We start from the raw sequence: 16,639 nt of genomic DNA, 5'->3' as shown, positions 1-16,639 counted from the left end.
GCAGCGGCGGCAGCGGCGGCAGCGGCAGCGACAACAGCAGCCGCCGCGACAGCAGCCGCCGCGACAGCGGCGGCGACCATGACGGTCGGCGGTATCACGTGGGGCGGCGGCATGTCACCGACGAGCGCGGCGAGCCTCTGGTGCTGGACTGGCGGGCGCCGGTGTCCCGGTCGTTCTATCGGGCCAGCGCCCGCGATCCGCAGGGGGTGGCGGTCCGGCGGCGGTTCGGGTTCAGCAACGGGGTGTTGACAAGCTTCGAGGATGAGCGGCTGGATCGGGGCGAGGAGCTGGGCACGACCAGTCGGATTCTCACCGCCGAGATCGAGCGACCGCGCGTCGGGCCGATGCGCGACATCGTCGCCACGATTCAGCCGGAGCAGGACGAGCTGGTCCGGGCCGACCTGGCCGACTCGATCTGCGTGCAGGGGGCGCCGGGCACCGGCAAGACGGCGGTCGGCCTGCACCGGGCCGCGTACCTGCTCTATCTGCACCGGGAGCGGCTGCGGCGGGCCGGTGTGCTGATCGTGGGCCCGAACAGGGCGTTCCTGTCGTACATCGCGGCGGTGCTGCCGGCGCTCGGTGAGGTCGAGGTCGAGCAGGCCACCGTGGAGGAGCTGATCGCACGGGTACCGGTGCGGGCGGTGGAGGCGCCGGCAGTCGCCGCGCTCAAGCACGACGCGCGGATGGCGACCGTCCTGCGGCGCGCGGTGCAGACACGGATCGGTACGCCTACCGACTCGATCACCGTGTCCGACGGTTCGTTCCGGTGGCGGATCGGGCTGGAGCCGCTGCACCGGATCGTCGAGGAGACCCGCCGGGAGGGGCTGCCGTACGGCACCGGCCGGGAGCGGGTCCGGGCACGCGTGGTGAGTCTGCTGCAACGGCAGGCCGAGGCGCGGCGGGCGGAGTCGCCCGGCGACGCGTGGCTGCGCCGGATGAGCCGGTGCCGGCCGGTGGTGGACTTCCTGGACGCGGTCTGGCCGGCGCTCACCCCGGAAGGGCTGGTACACGGCCTGCTCTCCGACCCGGCCCGACTCGCCGCCGCCGCGGACGGGTTGCTCAGCGACACCGAACAGGCGCTGCTGGTCTGGGCGAAGCCGGCCCGTACGCCGAAGGCCGCCCGCTGGACCGCCGCCGACGCGGTGCTTGTCGACGAGGCTGCCGGGCTGCTGGAGCGCCCCTCCGGATTCGGGCACGTGGTGGTGGACGAGGCGCAGGATCTCTCCGCCATGCAGTGTCGGGCCATCGCCCGCCGCAGTGAGCACGGCTCGGTCACGCTGCTCGGTGACCTCGCGCAGGGCACCGCGCCGTGGGCGGCGACGGACTGGCGGGAGTCCCTGGCCCACCTGGGCAAGCCGGACGCCGTGGTGGTTCCGCTGACTGTCGGTTTCCGGGTGCCCGCCGCGGTGGTCGCGTTCGCCAACCTGCTGCTGCCCGCGCTGGCGGTGGACGTACCGCCGGCCGAGTCGCTGCGTCACGACGGCGGCCTGGAGGTGCGTACCGTGGCCGATCTGACCGCTGCGACGGTGGCCGAGGTGCACGCGGCGCTCGCGCACGTCGGTTCGGTGGGTGTGATCGCCGCGGACGACGCGGTCGACGAGCTGCGCGCGGCGCTGGCCGCCGCGGGCGTCGCCACCGCGACCGCCGACGACGTCGCCGCCGCGGAGCGGGTCACCGTGGTGCCCGCGACGCTGGTCAAGGGCCTGGAGTACGACCACGTGGTGGTGGTTGAGCCGGCCGCGATCGTCGCGGCCGAGCCACGCGGGCTGCACCGGCTGTACGTGGTGCTCACCCGCGCGGTGTCCCGCCTCTCGGTGCTGCACCGCGAACCGCTGCCCGCGCCGCTGCTGACCGCGCCGGCGCAGACACCGTCGCAGGCCGCACCACTGGAGTCGGCACCGCTCTAGACAACCCGGCGCAGGCGGATCAGTTGCCGCTGACCGCTGCGGCGATCTCGCGGAGCGGCCTGCCGGGCTGGGCGATCCCATGGATGACGCGTTCGCCCCACCGTAGGCATTCGGCGCGGCTGTCGGGTACCCGCCACCGGAACGGGGCACACGGCTTCAACTTTGCGCCGTAAAGTTGTTTGCGTGGAACAGGACGATGACCGACCCCCCGCCGATGCCGCGACGGCGCTCCAACTGATCCGTGACCAGCGGGCGGCCACCGTCTCCCGGCTGGAGCCGGACGCCCGGCTGCTCTACTGGCCGTGGGGCGTGGCCTGGCTGGTCGGCTTCGGGTTGTTCTTCCTGCGCTTCTCCCCGGACGGACGGGTGCTGGTCCGGCTGCCCGACTGGCTGCCCCTGACCGCCCTCTTCGTCCTGCTGGCGGCCGCGGCGGTGGTCCAGGCCGTGGCCGGCGCGCGGGCGTACGGCCAGGTGACCGGGGACTCGGCCCGGCGCGGGCGCTGGTACGGCTGCGCCTGGGCCCTGGGTTCGGTGAGCGTGTACGCGGGGCTCGGCCGGGTCTCCGAGCACCTGCCGCACGACCAGGCGGGCCTGCTCTGGTCGGCCACCGCCGTCGGGCTGACCGGCGCGCTGCACATGGCCGGCGGCGCGATCTGGCTCGACCGGGACCTGTTCCGGTTGGGCGTCTGGATCAGCGTGCTCAACGTGGTCGGCGCGTTCGCGGGGCCGGGCTGGCACGCGCTTGTCGTCTCGGTGGCCGGCGGCGGCGGGATCCTGGTCGCCGGGGCGGTCGCCCGACTGCGGCAACGACACCGCTCGTGAGCGATCTCGACCCGGTCATCCACGCGCAGGCGCGACTGCGGGTGGTCGCCGCGCTCTCCGCGCTGGGCGACGGCGACCGGATCACCTTCCCGCGGCTCCAGGAGCTGCTCGCGATGACCGCCGGCAATCTCTCCGTGCACCTGCGCAAGCTTGAGGACGCCGGCTACGTGGAGATCAGCAAGACCCACCGGGGACGCACCCCGACCACCCTGATCCGCCTCAGCCGACGGGGCCGGCTGGCGTTCGAGGAGTACACCGAAGCCATCCGCGCCCTGCTCGATCCCACCCAGCTCGATCCCACCCAGCTCGGCTCCACCCCGTCGAAGGAGCAGTCATGACCCTCGCACGCGCCGACCAGGCCAGCCGCCGGTACGGCGACGTCCTCGCCCTCGACCGCGTCGACCTGGAGGTCCGGGCCGGCGAACTGGTCGGCCTGCTCGGCCCCAACGGCGCCGGCAAGAGCACCCTGATGAACCTGCTTGTCGGTCTGCGTCGGCCCAGCTCGGGCAGGGTCGAACTGTTCGGTGGCGACCCCCGCGACCCGGCGTCCCGACGGCAGATCGGTGTCACCCCGCAGGAGACCGGCCTGCCCGGCACGCTGCGCGTCGGCGAGGTCGTCGACTTCGTCTCCGCCCACTACCCCGACCCCGTGCCCCGGGGCGAACTGCTCGACCGCTTCGGCCTGGGCGACCTCGCCCGGCGACAGACCGGCGGGCTCTCCGGCGGCCAGCGTCGCCGACTGGCCGTGGCGCTGGCCTTCGTTGGCCGGCCCCGGCTCGTGCTGCTCGACGAGCCGACCACCGGCCTGGACGTCGCCGCCCGGCACACCCTGTGGGACGCGATCCGCGCGTTCCACGACGACGGCGGAACCGTCCTCCTGAGCAGCCACTACCTGGAGGAGGTGGAGACGCTCGCCCACCGCGTGGTGGTGATCGGGCAGGGCCGGGTGCTCGCCGACGACACCGTCGACGCCATCCGCGGCATCGTCGGTGTACGCCGGGTCAGCCTGGTCGCCGACGACCTGCCCGACCTGCCCGGTGTCGTACGCGCCGACCGCGTCGACGGGCGACTGCACCTGCTCACCACCGACGCCGACGAGTTGGTCCGTGCGCTGGTCAACTCCCGAGCGGCCTTCACCGACCTGGAGGTGCGACCCACCTCGCTGGAGGAGGCGTTCCTCGCCATCACCGGCGGCGACCAGCCGGGCACCGGAGAGCAGGTCAGCGGCGTGGCCCCGGCCAGCGCACCGAACCAGACCGGCATCGGAGACCCGACCGGCACCGAAGGCCAGCCCACCGCCGCTGCCGGCGGCCGACCCACCACCCTCTGAGGAGGCGCACCGTGCAGCTCGCCCTGGTCCACGCCCGCTACCAACTGCTGGAGATCATCCGGATCCCGGTGGCCGTCGTCGGAAGCGCCTTCTTCCCGGCCGCTGCCATGATCTTCTTCGTGGTGCCGTTCACCGGTGACGACTCGGTCGGCGCCACCTTCGCCACCGCGTCGATGATCACCTTCTCGGTGATGAGCGCCAACATCTTCCAGTACGGCGTCGGTGTCGCCGAGGACCGCGACCAGCCGTGGAACCCGTACACCCGGACCCTGCCGGCCGGGCCCGCGCCTCGCTTCGCGGGCCGGGTGCTGGCCGGCCTCGCGCTGACGTACCTCTCACTGCTCCCGGTCGTGGTGATCGGCGCGACGCTGACCCCGGCCCGGGTCACCCCGCTGGCGTTCCTGCTGACCGCCGTCACGGTGGCCGTCATCTCGGTCCCGTTCACGCTGATGGGCCTCGCCATCGGCTACTCGCTGCCCAGCAAGGCGGCGGTCGTGGTGGCGCAGGTCGTCTTCCTGCCGCTCGCGTTCGGTGGCGGGCTGCTCTCCGCCCCCGGAGACGCGCCCGGGTTCATCGAGACGATCGCACCGTTCCTGCCCACCCGGGGCGCGGCCGAACTGATGTGGTCGGCGGTGGGCGACTATCCGGTCCAGCCGCTGGCGCTGATCATGCTCGGCGTCTGGGTGGTGCTGCTCGCCTCACTCGCGGCCTGGGCGTACCGAAGGGACGAGGGTCGCCGGTTCAGCTGACGATTCGTCCGTTTCCGCCCCGTACCACAGCGGGACGGTGCCAGGATTCCGGCAGGGGGCCGCCCGTGGCCGCCGGCCGAGAGGGGTCTGACGTGAGCACCGTCCCGCCGGGTACGCCGTGCTGGGCCGACCTGGCCACCCCGGACCTGACCGCCGCGCGACGCTTCTACCCCGAGCTGTTCGGCTGGACCGGACGGGTGACACCGGAACCCGAGGCGGGCGGTTACACGGTCTTCCTGCTCGACGGCCGGCCGGTGGCCGGTGTCGGCCCGCCGGCGGTTCCCGACCAGGTGCCGATCTGGTCGACGTACGTCGCCACCGACGACGCGGAACTCGTCGCCGGCCGGGTCGAACGGGCCGGTGGGCAGGTCGTGGTGCCCCCGTTCGAGGTCTTCGACAGGGGCCGGATGGCGGTGTTCTCCGACCCGGCCGGCGCCACGTTCAGCGTCTGGCAGCCACTGGCGATGCCCGGCGCCGAGGTGTTCAACGTGCCCGGCGCGATGAGCTGGAACGAACTGGTCACCCCCGACCCGGACGGGGCGAAGGTCTTCTACGAGCTGGTGTTCGGGTGGCAGCCGGACGAACAGGCGGTCGGCGGCATGACGTACACCGGGTGGCGGCTCGGCGCCCAGATCGTCGCCGGGATGATGCCGCCGCTCGCCGACGACTTCCCGGCCGATCTCCCGGCGTACTGGACTGTGTACTTCGCGGTCACCGACGCGGACGCCGCCGCCGCCCGCGCCGCCGAGCTGGGCGGAACCATCCTCGTGCCACCCCGCGACATCCCGACCGGCCGGTTCGCCGCCCTCCGCGACCCCCAGGGAGCACTCTTCTCGGTCATCGACCTGGGTTAGGCCCGGCGGGGGCGGACGGGGACCACCAGGGGGCCGTTGGTGCCGGGGACCACCCGGACGCTGGCCCGGTAGTGGGTGGCGAGGAGGCGCTCGGTGAGCACCTCGTGCGGCGTACCGGTCGCCACCACCCGACCGTCGGCGAGCATCACCATCCGGTCCGCGTACTCGCCGGCCAGGGAGAGGTCGTGCATGGTGGCGAGCACCGTCAGGCCGTGCGCGTGGCGCAACTGGTCGACCACCTCCAGGACCTCCTGCTGGTGACCGATGTCCAGCGCGCTTGTCGGCTCGTCGAGCAGCAGCAGCGTCGCGCCCTGGGCGAGCGCGCGGGCGAGGAAGACGCGCTGCCGTTCTCCCCCGGAGAGCGTCGCCAGCTCGCGACTGTGGAAGCCGGTCAGATCCAGGCGGTCCAGCACCTCGTGCACGGCCTCGATGTCCGCTGTCGACTCCCGGCCCAGCGGCGGGATGTAGGGGGTGCGGCCGAGCAGCACGTAGTCCAGCACCGACATGCCGGGCGGCACCACCGGGGACTGCGTCACAGTCGCCACCACCCGGGCGCGGTCGCGGCGGCGCAGCGCGGTGCTCGGCGTACCGAACAGGGTGATGGCCTGCGGCGCGGGCAGCAGGCCGCCGACGGCGCGCAACAGGGTGGATTTGCCGGCGCCGTTCGGGCCGATCACGGTGACCCACTCGCCGGCCACGACGGTGAGGTCGACGCCAATCAGGATCGGCGTGCCGTCCAGACTGACGTGCAGGCCGCGAACCTCGACCGCCGGCGGGCCGGCGGGGGATGGGCTCACGTGAGCACCCGGCGGGCGGTCCGCAGCACGAGGACGAAGAACGGGCCGCCGAGCAGGGCGGTGACCACGCCGATGGGCACCTCGGCCGGGGCGGCGGCGGTACGGGCCACCACGTCGGTCAGGGCCAGGAACGCGGCCCCGAACAGCAGCGACAGCGGCAGGATCACCCGGTAGCTCGACCCGGCGAGCAGCCGGACGGTGTGCGGCACGATGATGCCGACGAAGCCGATGAGCCCCGTCGCGGAGACCGCCGCTGCGGTGCCCAGCGACGCGGCGGCGATCAACAGGTAGCGGGAGCGTTGCGGATGCAGGCCGAGGCTCTTCGCCTCGTCGTCGCCGACCGCGAGGACGTCCAGCTCGCGGCGGTGCAGCAGCACCACCACCGTGGTCAGGGCGGCGTACGGCAGCACCAGCAGCACGTCGTGCCAGCCCGCGGTGGCCAGCCGACCGAGCAGCCAGGAGTAGACCGGCTGGATGCTGTCGGAGTGCCGCTGGAGCAGGTACGTCTGCCCGGCCGAGAGGAACGCGGAGACCGCGACCCCGGCCAGGATCAGCATGGCCGGGGACCTGCTCCGCCCGCCGGCCGCGCCGAGCAGGTAGGTCATCGTCACGGCGAGCAGCGAGCCGGCGAACGCGGCAAGCGGGATGGTCAACGGCAGCCCGGAGATCGCGCCCTGCCGACCGGCCCCGCCGAGGGCGATCACCGCGGTGACCGCGAGGCCCGCGCCGGCCGCCACGCCGAGCAGGTACGGGTCGGCCAGCGGATTGCGGAACACGCCCTGGTAGCAGCCGCCGGCCAGGGCGAGCAGACCGCCGACGAGGAGGCCCAGCACGACCCGGGGCAGCCGCAGTTCGGTGACGATGGCGATCTCGCGCTCGGTCAGCCCGCTGTCGAGGTGCACCCCGGGGATCAGGTTGAGCAGTTCGGCGGCGACGCTGCCCGGCGGCAAGCTGACCGGCCCGAGCGACACCCCGGCGAGGAGCGCGACGAGCACCGCGAGGACGCCGGCGACCCACCAGCGCTTGCGCACTCCGGCGGGCCGCGACCCGGCAGGAGGCAACCCGACGCCCCGGACTCCGGACGGGCCACGAGAGGGCGGCTCAGCGCCAGATGGCAGCCCGCCGGGCCCGCCGCGAGACGACAGCTCAGCGCCGGACGGCAGCCCGCCGGGCCGGGACGAGGATGGCGTCCCGGCCGGCGGGGTGGCGGGTGGCGGGGCGGGCATCGGCGTCCCGGTCACCGACAGGTCGCGGTCACGCGGGCACCTTGGCGACCGCGTCGATGATCACCCGGAGCAGGTCCACGACGCGGGGGCCCCAGCGGGAGGCGATGTCGTCGTCAAGCGTGACCACCTGGTTGTTCTTCACGGCGGTGAGGCCGGACCAGCCGCTGCGGGCCTTGACCGAGTCGGCGTTCTGCTGGCAGCACTTGGAGTCGGCCAGGAAGACGAAGTCCGGGTCGGCCTTGACGATGAACTCCTGGGACAGCTGCGGGTAGCCGCCGTTCTTGCTGTCGGCGTCGGCGGGGTCGGCGATGTTGGTCAGGCCGACCATGCCGTAGATCGAGCCGATGAAGGTCTTGCTCGTCGCGCTGTACAGCTCCGGGCCCAGCTCGTGGTAGTAGGTGAGCTTGTCGGTGCGCTGCGGCAGGTCCTTGACCAGCTTGGCGATGTCGTCCTTCATCCGGCTGGCGACGTCGGCGGCCTGGTCGGCGTGCCCGGTCAGCGTGCCCAGGTCGGTGATCTGCGCGTACGAGTCGTCGAGCGTGGTGGCCGCCGGGGTCAGGTACACCGGGATCTTCAGCTTGCCGAGCTGATCGACGATCTTGTTGGTGTCGTTGGAGAGCACCACCAGGTCGGGGTTCTTGCCGGCGATCGCCTCGGCGTTGGGCTGGAAGCCGGACAGGTCGCTCTTGGGCGCGTCGGCCGGGTAGTTGGACTGGTCGTCGACCGCGCTCACCTGCGGGCCCGCCCCGATCGCGAAGAGCATCTCGGTGGCGCTGGGCGAGAGCGACACGATCTTCTCGGGCCGCTTGTCGAGGGTGAGCGCGCCGACCGTCACCGGGTACGCGGCGGCGGCGGTGCCCGCGCTCGGCTTGTCGTCGGCCTTCTCGGCGCAGGCGCCGAGGGCGAGCGCGGCGACCGCGAGGGTCGCGGCGAGGAGCCGGGGGGTACGTCTGGACATGGGGGCCTCCTGTCGGTCGAGGAGTGTGGTGCTTCGCCGACAGGACTTCCGTACGCCCGCCCACGAGGCGCCCTTCCTCGAGAGCGCGTGTCGCGACCCATCCGCAGGCGACCTGGCTCGTCCCCGCCGTCGGGCGGGGCATCACAGTTGCGGGACAGCGCCGGGTTTCGCACCGGCTTCGCTGCGGAGTGGTCGCTAAGACGGTAGCGCACCGCCGGGACGTGCCGGATCGATCAAGAGTTGATCAGAATCCGTCGATCGACACTGCGGCCGCGGGGCGGCATATGTCCCGGATCCGGAGCCTCGGGAGCGGGTGGTGGGGCCCCGGAGGGGCGGAACGGGGCCCCACCCGCTCAGGAGGCCGTGATGGTGACGTTGTCCACAGCCGCCTCCACCAGGCTGGCACCGGACGCGTCCGCCGCCTCGACGAGGATGCGGACCGACTGGCCGGCGTACGGGGTGAGGTTGAGGTTCGCCACCGCCCAGCTCCCGTTGCGGTTGGCGGCCGCGCCGGCCTGGGTGAGCAGGGCGGTGGTGCCGCCGTTGTGCACCACGCTCACCCGCAGGTAGTCGGCCGACGAGGCGTTCGAGCCGTGCGCCAGGTACCAGGCCAGCGAGAGGGTAAGCGTGCCGGACGACGGCAGGGTCACCGCCGGGGACCGGGCACTTGTCACGCCGCCGTCGACGTCGTAGTCACCCGCCGCCGAGCCGGCGAGCCGGCCGGTGACCAGGTCGTTGGATCCGGCGTACGGGGTGAGCTGCTTGGCGCCGGAGGACGTGGTGGCCTGGGCGGCGCCGCGTTCCCACGCCCCGAGGGTGGCGGTGTCGGTGCCGGCAGGGTTGGTGGTCCAGCCGGTGGCGGTCTCGAAGGTGTCCGACCAGACAGTGGTGCCGCCGCCACCGCCGCAGTACTGAGACTGCTTGCCGATGGCCCGGTACGGGCAGTCGGCGTACTCGCTGAGCAGCAGCACCGCCTCCCGGTTGCGGGTGGTCTGCGCGGTGATCACCTCGTCGGGCGGGTAGAAGCCGCCGCCGCCGGACGAGCCCGGGTACATCTCGAAGGTGTACGCCCAGATGTTGTGGGTGGCCCACATCCAGTCGAGGCTGTCCCCGTCGGTGATGTAGAGGTCGCTGGACTGCTCCGGTGTGTAGTTGTTGGTCGTCGCCATCTGCTGGCCGATGGTGGCGAACGTGTTGTACTGGTCGGCGCTCATCCCGGTGGCGGTGTTCGCTGTGGTGTAGCCGTACGGCCAGAGCACCAGCTCCGAGTAGGTGTGAAAGTCGATGTTCGCCTTGATCTGCTGGGCGCCGCCGACGACACGGCTGTTGACGAAGTTGCGCAGGGCCTGCGTCTCCGGCGCGGAGAACGCGGACGGGCCGCGGTAGGTCTCCGACGAGGTCGACCCGGAGGAGCCGCCGCAGCAGCCCCAGTTGTAGCCCCAGTTGCGGTTGAGGTCGGTGCCGACGTTCGACGAGCCGCTGTTGGGCTGGCGGTTCTTGCGCCAGGACCGGTACGAGCCGGTGGCGATGTCGTACTCGCTGCCGTCCGGGTTGACCGTCGGCACGATCCAGATCTCCCGGCTGTTGACGATGCTGGTGATCCGGGAGTCGCTGCCGTAGCTGTCGGTGAAGAGGTTCAGCAGGTAGATCGCCATCTCGACGGTGAGGTGCTCCCGGGCGTGCTGCTGGGAGTTGAACAGGATCTCCGGCTCGCTCTCGTCGGTGCCGACGTTGTCGGAGATCTTCACGGCCATCAGGTCGCGGCCCTCGTACGACGAACCGATGCTGATCTTGCGGGCGATCGCCGGATGGTCGGCGACGACCTGGTTCACGACGGCGGTCAGTTCCGCGTAGTCGTGGTAGTTGGAGTCGGCGGGCGGGAACGCCAGCGTGCCCACCTCGCCGGCGCCGCGTTCGGCGCTCGGCGGCGGGGCGAGCGGTTCCAGCCGGAAGCCGAGCTTGCCGATTGCGGCGGCCTCGGCGGCGGTGGCCGAGATGTGCAGCACGCCGTGTTCGGAGTAGTCGATGGCGGCCCCGGTGCGGGCCACCGCGTTGCGGTCGGCGAGGGTCCGGGGCCCGAGCACCCGGTAGCCGGCGGCGGCCGGCTCGGCGGTCCGGTCCGGCGCCGGTTGGGCGGCGACCGGTCCGGCGGCGACGGTGACGATTCCCAGCCCGGTGACGACGGCGAGCACCAGGACGCGACGGAGAGGGTGGGGTCTGCCCAGGGTCATGGACTACCTCCTCGGAGGGCGGGATGTCCCGCTCGGTGAAGCACACTTCACCATCAGTCACATGGTCATATCAATATTGATCGCTGCCTGGTGTACCGCCTCGTGCATCCCAGGTTGACCATCGCTGCGGCAAAGATTTTCTGCCACCGAACATCTGGCGAAACTTCCCTCCAAGCGGAAAACTGACCAGCGACGATGCCCCCACTCGACACCGCGGAGCACCCATGGCCAGACCCCGCCTGCACGCGGCCGCCCTCGCCGGCGTCAGCGCCCTCACCCTGCTCGCCACCGCAGCCCCCGCGACGGCGGCCCGGCCGCCCTCCCCCGCCCACGACGAGCAGATCACATTCCAGGACTGGTCCGGTCCCGCCGACTGGCACCGGGGCAGCCAGGACGGCACCCGCGTCGTGCCCGGTGCGCGAGCGGGCGTCACCCTGGCCCGCCCGGCCGGCACCATCGAGTACGCCGACCCGCACACCGGCACCACCCGCACCTGGGAGTACGGCACCTGGACCTCGCCGGTGACCAGGATCGGCTTCGACGCGACCGAGCTGATCGCCTCCTGGAACGCCGAGACCCCCGCCGGCACCTGGATCCAGGTGGAGATGCAGGGCAGCTACACCAGCGGCGACCAGACCCCGTGGTACGTCATGGGCCGCTGGGCCTCCGGCGACACCGACATCAAGCGGACAAGCGTCAACAAGCAGGGTGACCCATGGTCGACGATCTGGACCGACACCTTCAGCATCGACGACGCCGACGCCGGAGTGCTGCTGCGGTCGTACCAGCTTCGGTTGACCCTCTACCGGGCGCCGGGGCAGACCGCCGCGCCTGTCGTACGGATGCTCGGCGCGATGAGCTCCACCGTGCCGGACCGGTTCACCGTGCCGCCGAGCGCCGGGCACATCGCCTGGGGTGTCGAGCTGCCGGTGCCGCGCTACTCGCAGAACGTGCACGCCGGGCACTACCCGGAGTACGACGGCGGCGGCGAGGCGTGGTGCTCGCCCACCTCCACCGAGATGGTCGTCGAGTACTGGGGGCGCAAGCCGTCGGCGGCCGACACCTCCTGGGTGGACCCGACCTACCCCGACCCGACGGTGAACCACGCCGCCCGGATGGCCTACGACTACGCGTACGACGGGGCCGGCAACTGGCCGTTCAACACCGCGTACGCGGCAAGCTTCCCCGGGCTGGAGGGGCGGGTGACCCGGCTGCACTCGCTTGACGAGCTGGAGCGCTTCATCGCCGCCGGTATCCCCGTGGTGACCAGCCAGTCCTTCCTCGCCAGCGAGCTGGACGGGGCGAACTACGGCACCTCCGGGCACCTGTTCGTGGTGGTCGGCTTCACCGCCGACGGTGACGTCGTCGTCAACGACCCCGCCTCGTCCAGCAACGACGTGGTGCGCAACGTCTACAAGCGCGCGCAGTTCGAGCAGATCTGGCTGCGGACCAAGCGCACCAACGCCACCGGCGGAGTCTCCGGCGGCTCCGGCGGCGTCGCATACCTGATCAAGCCGACGTCCAAGCCCTGGCCCAAGGTCCCCGGCTCCACCAACTGGTAGGCCCCCACGCGGTTGATCATGAAGTTATTGCCCGGCCGATCTGCGTGTCGTGGCAATAACTTCATGATCAGCGCTGCGGGTCGGGGTCGTCGGTGGGAGGGGTGGAGCCCTGGTCGTCCTCGCCGGCCAGGGCCGCGCGCAGGCGTTCCTTCTCGGTGCGGCGGCGCTCGGCCGCGCCGGCCATCTCCTCGGCCATCTCGTCGCGCCAGCCGCGCAACAGGAAGAAGGAGAGCGCGGCGGAGAAGACCAGCGCCAGCATCAGCTTCAGGAACACGTTCATGTCGACCAGCCAGAGGCCCGCCAGCACGGCGACGAACAGCCCGATCCGGCCCAGCGTGTACTTGACCGCCGCGCTCACCTGCACCACTTCCGTTCTCTCCGTCAGCCGCCGGTGCCGGCGGAAGAGTCAACCTGGTCGGTCAGCCGGTCCGGCGGGCCAGCCAACGGACGCCGGGGAACCAGACCGTCGCGTACGCCACGGTGAACGCCACCGCCCCCAACGCGCCGGACAGCAGCGGCGGGAACCCGGCGGCCAGCCCGGCCACCAGCAGCCCCACGAGCACCGCGACGGCCAGCGCGACGAGCGCCGCCACCACCCGGGCCGCGCCGAAGTCCCAGGCCCGGAAGTCGTCCCAGAACAGCCAGGCCGGCAGGATCACCGCCAGCCAACCGTTTGTGTGGCCGAAGTCGCCGGCGCCGAACGAGGCGAACGCCCACTCGAACAGCACGAGCGCCAGCACGCCGATCACCAGGCCGGCCAGGCACACCCCGAGCAGGTCGCCCAGGGTGCGCACGCGTCCCTCGGCGTCCCGCCGGGGAAACCCGCCCTGCTGCTCGGATCCGCGCTGTTCGGTCATCGACTGCGAGGGTACGTGGTGCCTCAGGCCCAGACCTGCTGCGGCTCGGCACGGCGCTCGGCCAGCGACGGCGCCTTGTCGTACTCCCGGACCACGTTGTAGCGGGTGTCCCGCTCGACCGGCTGGAAGCCGGCATCCCAGATCAGGTGCAGCAGGTCGTCACGGTGCATGGTGTTCGGGGTGCCGTACGAGTCGGCGTCGTGGGTGATCTTGTATTCGACCACCGAGCCGTCCAGGTCGTCCACGCCGAAGTTCAGCGAGAGCTGGGCCACCGAGAGACCGTGCATCACCCAGAAGTTCTTCAGGTGCGGCACGTTGTCGAAGAGCAGCCGGGACACGGCGAACGTCTTCAGCGACTCGGCCGGCGAGGCCATCGTGGTGCGCGCCTGGATCCGGTTACGGATCTTGCCGTCCGCCGAGTCCACGAAGTCGTGCTGGTAGCGCAGCGGGATGAAGACCGCGAAGCCGCCGGTCTCGTCCTGCAACTCCCGCAGCCGCAGCACGTGGTCGACGCGGTGCCGGGGCTCCTCGATGTGGCCGTACAGCATGGTCGCCGGGGTCTTCATGCCCTTGCTGTGCGCCAGGGCGTGGATGCGCGACCAGTCCTCCCAGTGGCAGGCGTGGTCGACGATGTGCTGCCGGACCTCCCAGTCGAAGATCTCCGCGCCACCGCCGGTCAGCGACTCCAGGCCCGCGTCCATCAGCTCGTCGAGGATCTCGTCGGCGCTCAGGCCGCTGATCTTCTCGAACCACTGGACCTCGGTCGCCGTGAAGCACTTCAGCTTGACGTTCGGCAGCGCCGCCTTCAGCTCGCGCAGCACCTTCGGGTAGTAGCGCCACGGCAGCGTCGGGTGCAGGCCATTGACGATGTGCAGCTCGGTGAGCTGCTCGTCCTCCATCTCCTTGGCCTTGCGGACCGCCTCGTCGATGCGCATCGTGTACGCGTCCTTCTCGCCCGGCTTGCGCTGGAACGAGCAGTACGCACACGACGCCGAGCACACGTTTGTGAGGTTGAGGTGCCGGTTGACGTTGAACATCACCCGTTCGCCGTTGAGCTCGGTGCGCTTGTGGTGCGCCAGCCGCCCCAACCAGGTCAGGTCGTCGCTGTCGTAGAGGGCGATGCCGTCCTCACGGCTCAGCCGCTCACCGGCGTACACCTTCGCTTCGAGCTCACGCTTGAGTCCGGCGTCCATGGCACGTCCCTTCCACCTGCGGTCCCTCCCGAGGGTACGTCGGCACTCGGGTCGCCCCGGCGGCACGGTCGACGGCAGCGATCCACTTCACCGAACTCTCAGCCTCCCGTAACCCGCCGATGCATCGACATCACTGCCGTCGTGCGGTAAGACAAGGTGGGGCGGAACTCACACACTGGTACCGTCCCGACGGCCGTGCCCACCGAGCGCGGCGCCGAGCACCGGACGGGGAGTGGAATGGTCGACAGCGGGCGCGGGCGACGGCAGCGACGACGGAGCCCGGTGATCTCGCCGGTGCTGCGGCCGAAGCTCTGGGCCGCCCTGCTCGGCGCGATCGCCGCCGCTGTGCTGGCCACCCCCGCGTACGCCGAGCCCGCCGTGCCCACGACGGTGCCGGACACCGGCGCCCGCCCGCCCGCGATCGGCGCGCCGCAGGTGCCCGGCAGCCCGCCCGTCGTCGGCGTCCCCGCCCCGCCGCTGGCCAACATCGGCGCCGGCCCGCTGGCCGCCCAGATCGCCGCCGGCGAGAGCCAGGTCGGCCTGCTCGGCGACCAACTGCTGCTGACCCGGCAGAAACGCACCGACGCGCAGGCCCAGCTCGCCGCTGCCGGCAAGGTGCTGGCGACCACGCAGGACGCCCTGCTCCGCGCCCAGCAGGCAGCCGACGCGGCCGCCTCGGACGCGGTCAAGGCAGCCGCCGCCCTTCCGCCCGGCGACTTCGTCGACGACATCCAGGGCCTGAGCCGACTCCAGCGGATCAACCGTGGCGAGAAGGTCGAGGGCGCCACCACCGCAGTGGCCGGCGAGCTGTCCCGGGCCCGTGCCAACGAGCAGGCCGCCTACCAGGCGCACGCCACGGCCAAGGCCGCCGTCGACGCCGCGGAGGCCGAGTTCGCCACCGGCGAGAAGGCGCTGCGCACGGCCGAGGCCAGCCTCCTCAAACTGCGCAAGGACAACGCCGCGCAGCTGATCGAGATCGAGCGTCAGCAGGAGGCCAGCGAGCAGCAGCTTGGCGCGGGCTACGTCGCCGGCCAGAGCAGCAACGGGATGTCCGCGCACCCGCGGGCGCTGGCCGCCGTCCGGTACGCGCTCGCCCAGCTCGGTGACCCGTACAAGTGGTCCGAGGAGGGGCCGGACAAGTTCGACTGCTCCGGTCTGATGTGGGCCGCGTACCGGTCCCCGGGCGCCGACTACTTCGACCTGCCCCGGGTCTCCCGCGACCAGTACGCCGCCACCCGGTCCCGCACGGTGCCGCAGAGCGCACTGCTCCCCGGCGACCTGCTCTTCTTCGCCTCCGGCAGCAGCTGGACCACGATCCACCACGTCGCCATGTACATCGGCAACGGCAAGATGGTGCAGGCGCCCACGACCGGCGACGTGGTCAAGATCTCGGTGGTCGGCTGGTCCCGGCTCTACGCCGCGACCCGGGTGATCGGCGCGGTGCCGACCCCGAACGTGCCCCTCCCGCCCGCGCCGCCCACCACCAGGCCGACGCCGACCACCAAGCCGACGAAGCCGACGCCGCCCACCAAGCCGACGCCCAAGCCGACCGGATCCGCCACCCCCACTCCCACCGGCACCCCGACCCCGAAGCCGACGGGCGGCAGCACGCCGACCCCGACGGGCAGCCCGACCACCACGCCGCCGACCCTGCCGCCGCCGCCCACCACCACGGCGCCGGCCAGCGCGTCGGCCTCCGCCTCCGCGTCGACGTCGGCCAGCCGCAGCGGGGCCTCCAGCGACAGCCCGACGACCAGCCCGAGCACCGACCGCTGAGCCGCCACACGGGCTCCGGCTGTCCGCTCGGGGCGATCTGTGGCACGGTGACAACCAGGCACACCCGGTCCGATGTCACGGGCCGGGTGCGAGCGTGGCGCGGAGGGCGGAGATGGCCGAGCAGAGAGATCCGGCGGAGCGTGTCGACTCCGCGCTGACGGAGGCCGACCCGTTCGACGGCGAAGCCGCCGCCACGCTCGACGGGCAGGCCGCCACCGCGGCCGACGGGAAGGCCGCCGACGCGAGGGCCGCCGCGCCGGACGAGAACGCCGCCGACGCCCCCGCCGGGCAGGCCGCCGCCGCCCCCGCCCCCGCCGGGCAGGCCGCCGCCCCGCCAAGCGCGCAGACCGCCGCCGCCGAGGCCGCCGAGCCCGACG

At 72.3% G+C, this 16,639-nt stretch carries 16 protein-coding genes and 1 riboswitch; of the genes, 9 read left to right on the top strand and 7 right to left on the bottom strand.

Going from position 1 to position 16,639, the window contains the following annotated elements; genetic code table 11:
* Nucleotides 1–98: 98 nt before the first annotated feature.
* From MILUP08_RS02825 to MILUP08_RS02800, 6 genes are all read left to right on the top strand, one after another.
* Complete coding sequence (locus MILUP08_RS02825) at nt 99–1,907, top strand: HelD family protein (RefSeq protein WP_007454549.1); 1,809 nt, start codon at nt 99–101, stop codon at nt 1,905–1,907.
* 183 nt (nt 1,908–2,090) lie between these two features.
* On the top strand, nt 2,091–2,729 hold the full coding sequence (locus tag MILUP08_RS02820; RefSeq protein ID WP_007454548.1) for a hypothetical protein: 639 nt from the start codon (nt 2,091–2,093) through the stop codon (nt 2,727–2,729).
* Nucleotides 2,726–3,067: a winged helix-turn-helix domain-containing protein gene (locus MILUP08_RS02815; protein ID WP_007454546.1), complete on the top strand. Its 342-nt coding sequence runs from the start codon at nt 2,726–2,728 to the stop codon at nt 3,065–3,067. The genes MILUP08_RS02820 and MILUP08_RS02815 overlap by 4 nt, the downstream gene beginning before the upstream one ends.
* Nucleotides 3,064–4,059, top strand: coding sequence for an ABC transporter ATP-binding protein (locus tag MILUP08_RS02810; protein WP_007454544.1), 996 nt, complete (start codon nt 3,064–3,066; stop codon nt 4,057–4,059). Before MILUP08_RS02815 ends, MILUP08_RS02810 begins: the two co-directional genes overlap by 4 nt.
* An 11-nt stretch (nt 4,060–4,070) precedes the next feature.
* Entirely contained in the window at nt 4,071–4,808 is a 738-nt protein-coding gene (locus tag MILUP08_RS02805) for an ABC transporter permease (RefSeq protein WP_007454542.1), read from the top strand.
* A gap of 92 nt (nt 4,809–4,900) precedes the next feature.
* Nucleotides 4,901–5,662, top strand: coding sequence for a VOC family protein (locus MILUP08_RS02800; protein WP_039905254.1), 762 nt, complete (start codon nt 4,901–4,903; stop codon nt 5,660–5,662).
* Here the strand turns inward: MILUP08_RS02800 and MILUP08_RS02795 are convergent.
* From MILUP08_RS02795 to MILUP08_RS02780, 4 genes are all read right to left on the bottom strand, one after another.
* Entirely contained in the window at nt 5,659–6,459 is an 801-nt protein-coding gene (locus MILUP08_RS02795) for an ABC transporter ATP-binding protein (protein ID WP_007454538.1), read from the bottom strand. The two genes, MILUP08_RS02800 and MILUP08_RS02795, sit on opposite strands and share 4 nt — an antisense overlap.
* Nucleotides 6,456–7,490, bottom strand: coding sequence for a FecCD family ABC transporter permease (locus tag MILUP08_RS02790; protein WP_007454536.1), 1,035 nt, complete (start codon nt 7,488–7,490; stop codon nt 6,456–6,458). The genes MILUP08_RS02795 and MILUP08_RS02790 overlap by 4 nt, the downstream gene beginning before the upstream one ends.
* A 223-nt stretch (nt 7,491–7,713) precedes the next feature.
* Nucleotides 7,714–8,643 (bottom strand): ABC transporter substrate-binding protein, encoded by a 930-nt coding sequence (locus MILUP08_RS02785; RefSeq protein ID WP_007454534.1) that lies wholly within the window; start codon nt 8,641–8,643, stop codon nt 7,714–7,716.
* Between the two features lie 111 nt (nt 8,644–8,754).
* Nucleotides 8,755–8,820: riboswitch (cobalamin riboswitch) on the bottom strand.
* A 176-nt stretch (nt 8,821–8,996) separates the two neighbouring features.
* Nucleotides 8,997–10,874 (bottom strand): M14 family metallopeptidase, encoded by a 1,878-nt coding sequence (locus MILUP08_RS02780; protein ID WP_007454532.1) that lies wholly within the window; start codon nt 10,872–10,874, stop codon nt 8,997–8,999.
* A gap of 224 nt (nt 10,875–11,098) precedes the next feature.
* Between MILUP08_RS02780 and MILUP08_RS02775 the strand changes: the two genes are divergently transcribed.
* Nucleotides 11,099–12,436 (top strand): C39 family peptidase, encoded by a 1,338-nt coding sequence (locus MILUP08_RS02775; RefSeq protein WP_007454531.1) that lies wholly within the window; start codon nt 11,099–11,101, stop codon nt 12,434–12,436.
* 67 nt (nt 12,437–12,503) lie between these two features.
* On the opposite strand, the gene MILUP08_RS02770 is transcribed toward MILUP08_RS02775, so the two are convergent.
* From MILUP08_RS02770 to mqnE, 3 genes are all read right to left on the bottom strand, one after another.
* Nucleotides 12,504–12,794: a DUF4229 domain-containing protein gene (locus MILUP08_RS02770; protein ID WP_039907188.1), complete on the bottom strand. Its 291-nt coding sequence runs from the start codon at nt 12,792–12,794 to the stop codon at nt 12,504–12,506.
* A 61-nt stretch (nt 12,795–12,855) separates the two neighbouring features.
* On the bottom strand, nt 12,856–13,293 hold the full coding sequence (locus MILUP08_RS02765) for a hypothetical protein (protein WP_007454529.1): 438 nt from the start codon (nt 13,291–13,293) through the stop codon (nt 12,856–12,858).
* Nucleotides 13,294–13,316: 23 nt separating this feature from the next.
* Nucleotides 13,317–14,486 (bottom strand): aminofutalosine synthase MqnE, encoded by a 1,170-nt coding sequence (gene mqnE / locus MILUP08_RS02760; protein ID WP_007454528.1) that lies wholly within the window; start codon nt 14,484–14,486, stop codon nt 13,317–13,319.
* Between the two features lie 237 nt (nt 14,487–14,723).
* On the opposite strand from mqnE, the gene MILUP08_RS02755 reads away from it, so the two are divergent.
* Both MILUP08_RS02755 and MILUP08_RS35760 read left to right on the top strand, forming a co-directional pair.
* Nucleotides 14,724–16,262 carry a C40 family peptidase gene (locus tag MILUP08_RS02755; protein WP_007454527.1) on the top strand — a complete coding sequence of 513 codons (1,539 nt, stop codon included), beginning with the start codon at nt 14,724–14,726 and terminating at the stop codon, nt 16,260–16,262.
* A 112-nt stretch (nt 16,263–16,374) separates the two neighbouring features.
* On the top strand, nt 16,375–16,639 hold a 265-nt coding region (locus tag MILUP08_RS35760; RefSeq protein WP_039905249.1), incomplete at its 3' end, for a hypothetical protein.

The organism is Micromonospora lupini str. Lupac 08 (assembly GCF_000297395.2).
Taxonomy (GTDB): Bacteria; Actinomycetota; Actinomycetes; order Mycobacteriales; family Micromonosporaceae; genus Micromonospora; species Micromonospora lupini.
This window is presented reverse-complemented; position numbering and strand designations above follow the sequence as displayed.

Excerpts from the sequence above, each read along its gene's own strand:
- MILUP08_RS02810 (WP_007454544.1), top strand. The coding sequence starts at position 3,064 with ATGACCCTCGCACGCGCCGACCAGGCCAGCCGCCGGTACGGCGACGTC.
- MILUP08_RS02785 (WP_007454534.1), bottom strand. The coding sequence starts at position 8,643 with ATGTCCAGACGTACCCCCCGGCTCCTCGCCGCGACCCTCGCGGTCGCC.
- MILUP08_RS02780 (WP_007454532.1), bottom strand. The coding sequence starts at position 10,874 with ATGACCCTGGGCAGACCCCACCCTCTCCGTCGCGTCCTGGTGCTCGCC.
- MILUP08_RS02775 (WP_007454531.1), top strand. The coding sequence starts at position 11,099 with ATGGCCAGACCCCGCCTGCACGCGGCCGCCCTCGCCGGCGTCAGCGCC.
- MILUP08_RS02765 (WP_007454529.1), bottom strand. The coding sequence starts at position 13,293 with ATGACCGAACAGCGCGGATCCGAGCAGCAGGGCGGGTTTCCCCGGCGG.
- mqnE (WP_007454528.1), bottom strand. The coding sequence starts at position 14,486 with ATGGACGCCGGACTCAAGCGTGAGCTCGAAGCGAAGGTGTACGCCGGT.
- MILUP08_RS02755 (WP_007454527.1), top strand. The coding sequence starts at position 14,724 with ATGGTCGACAGCGGGCGCGGGCGACGGCAGCGACGACGGAGCCCGGTG.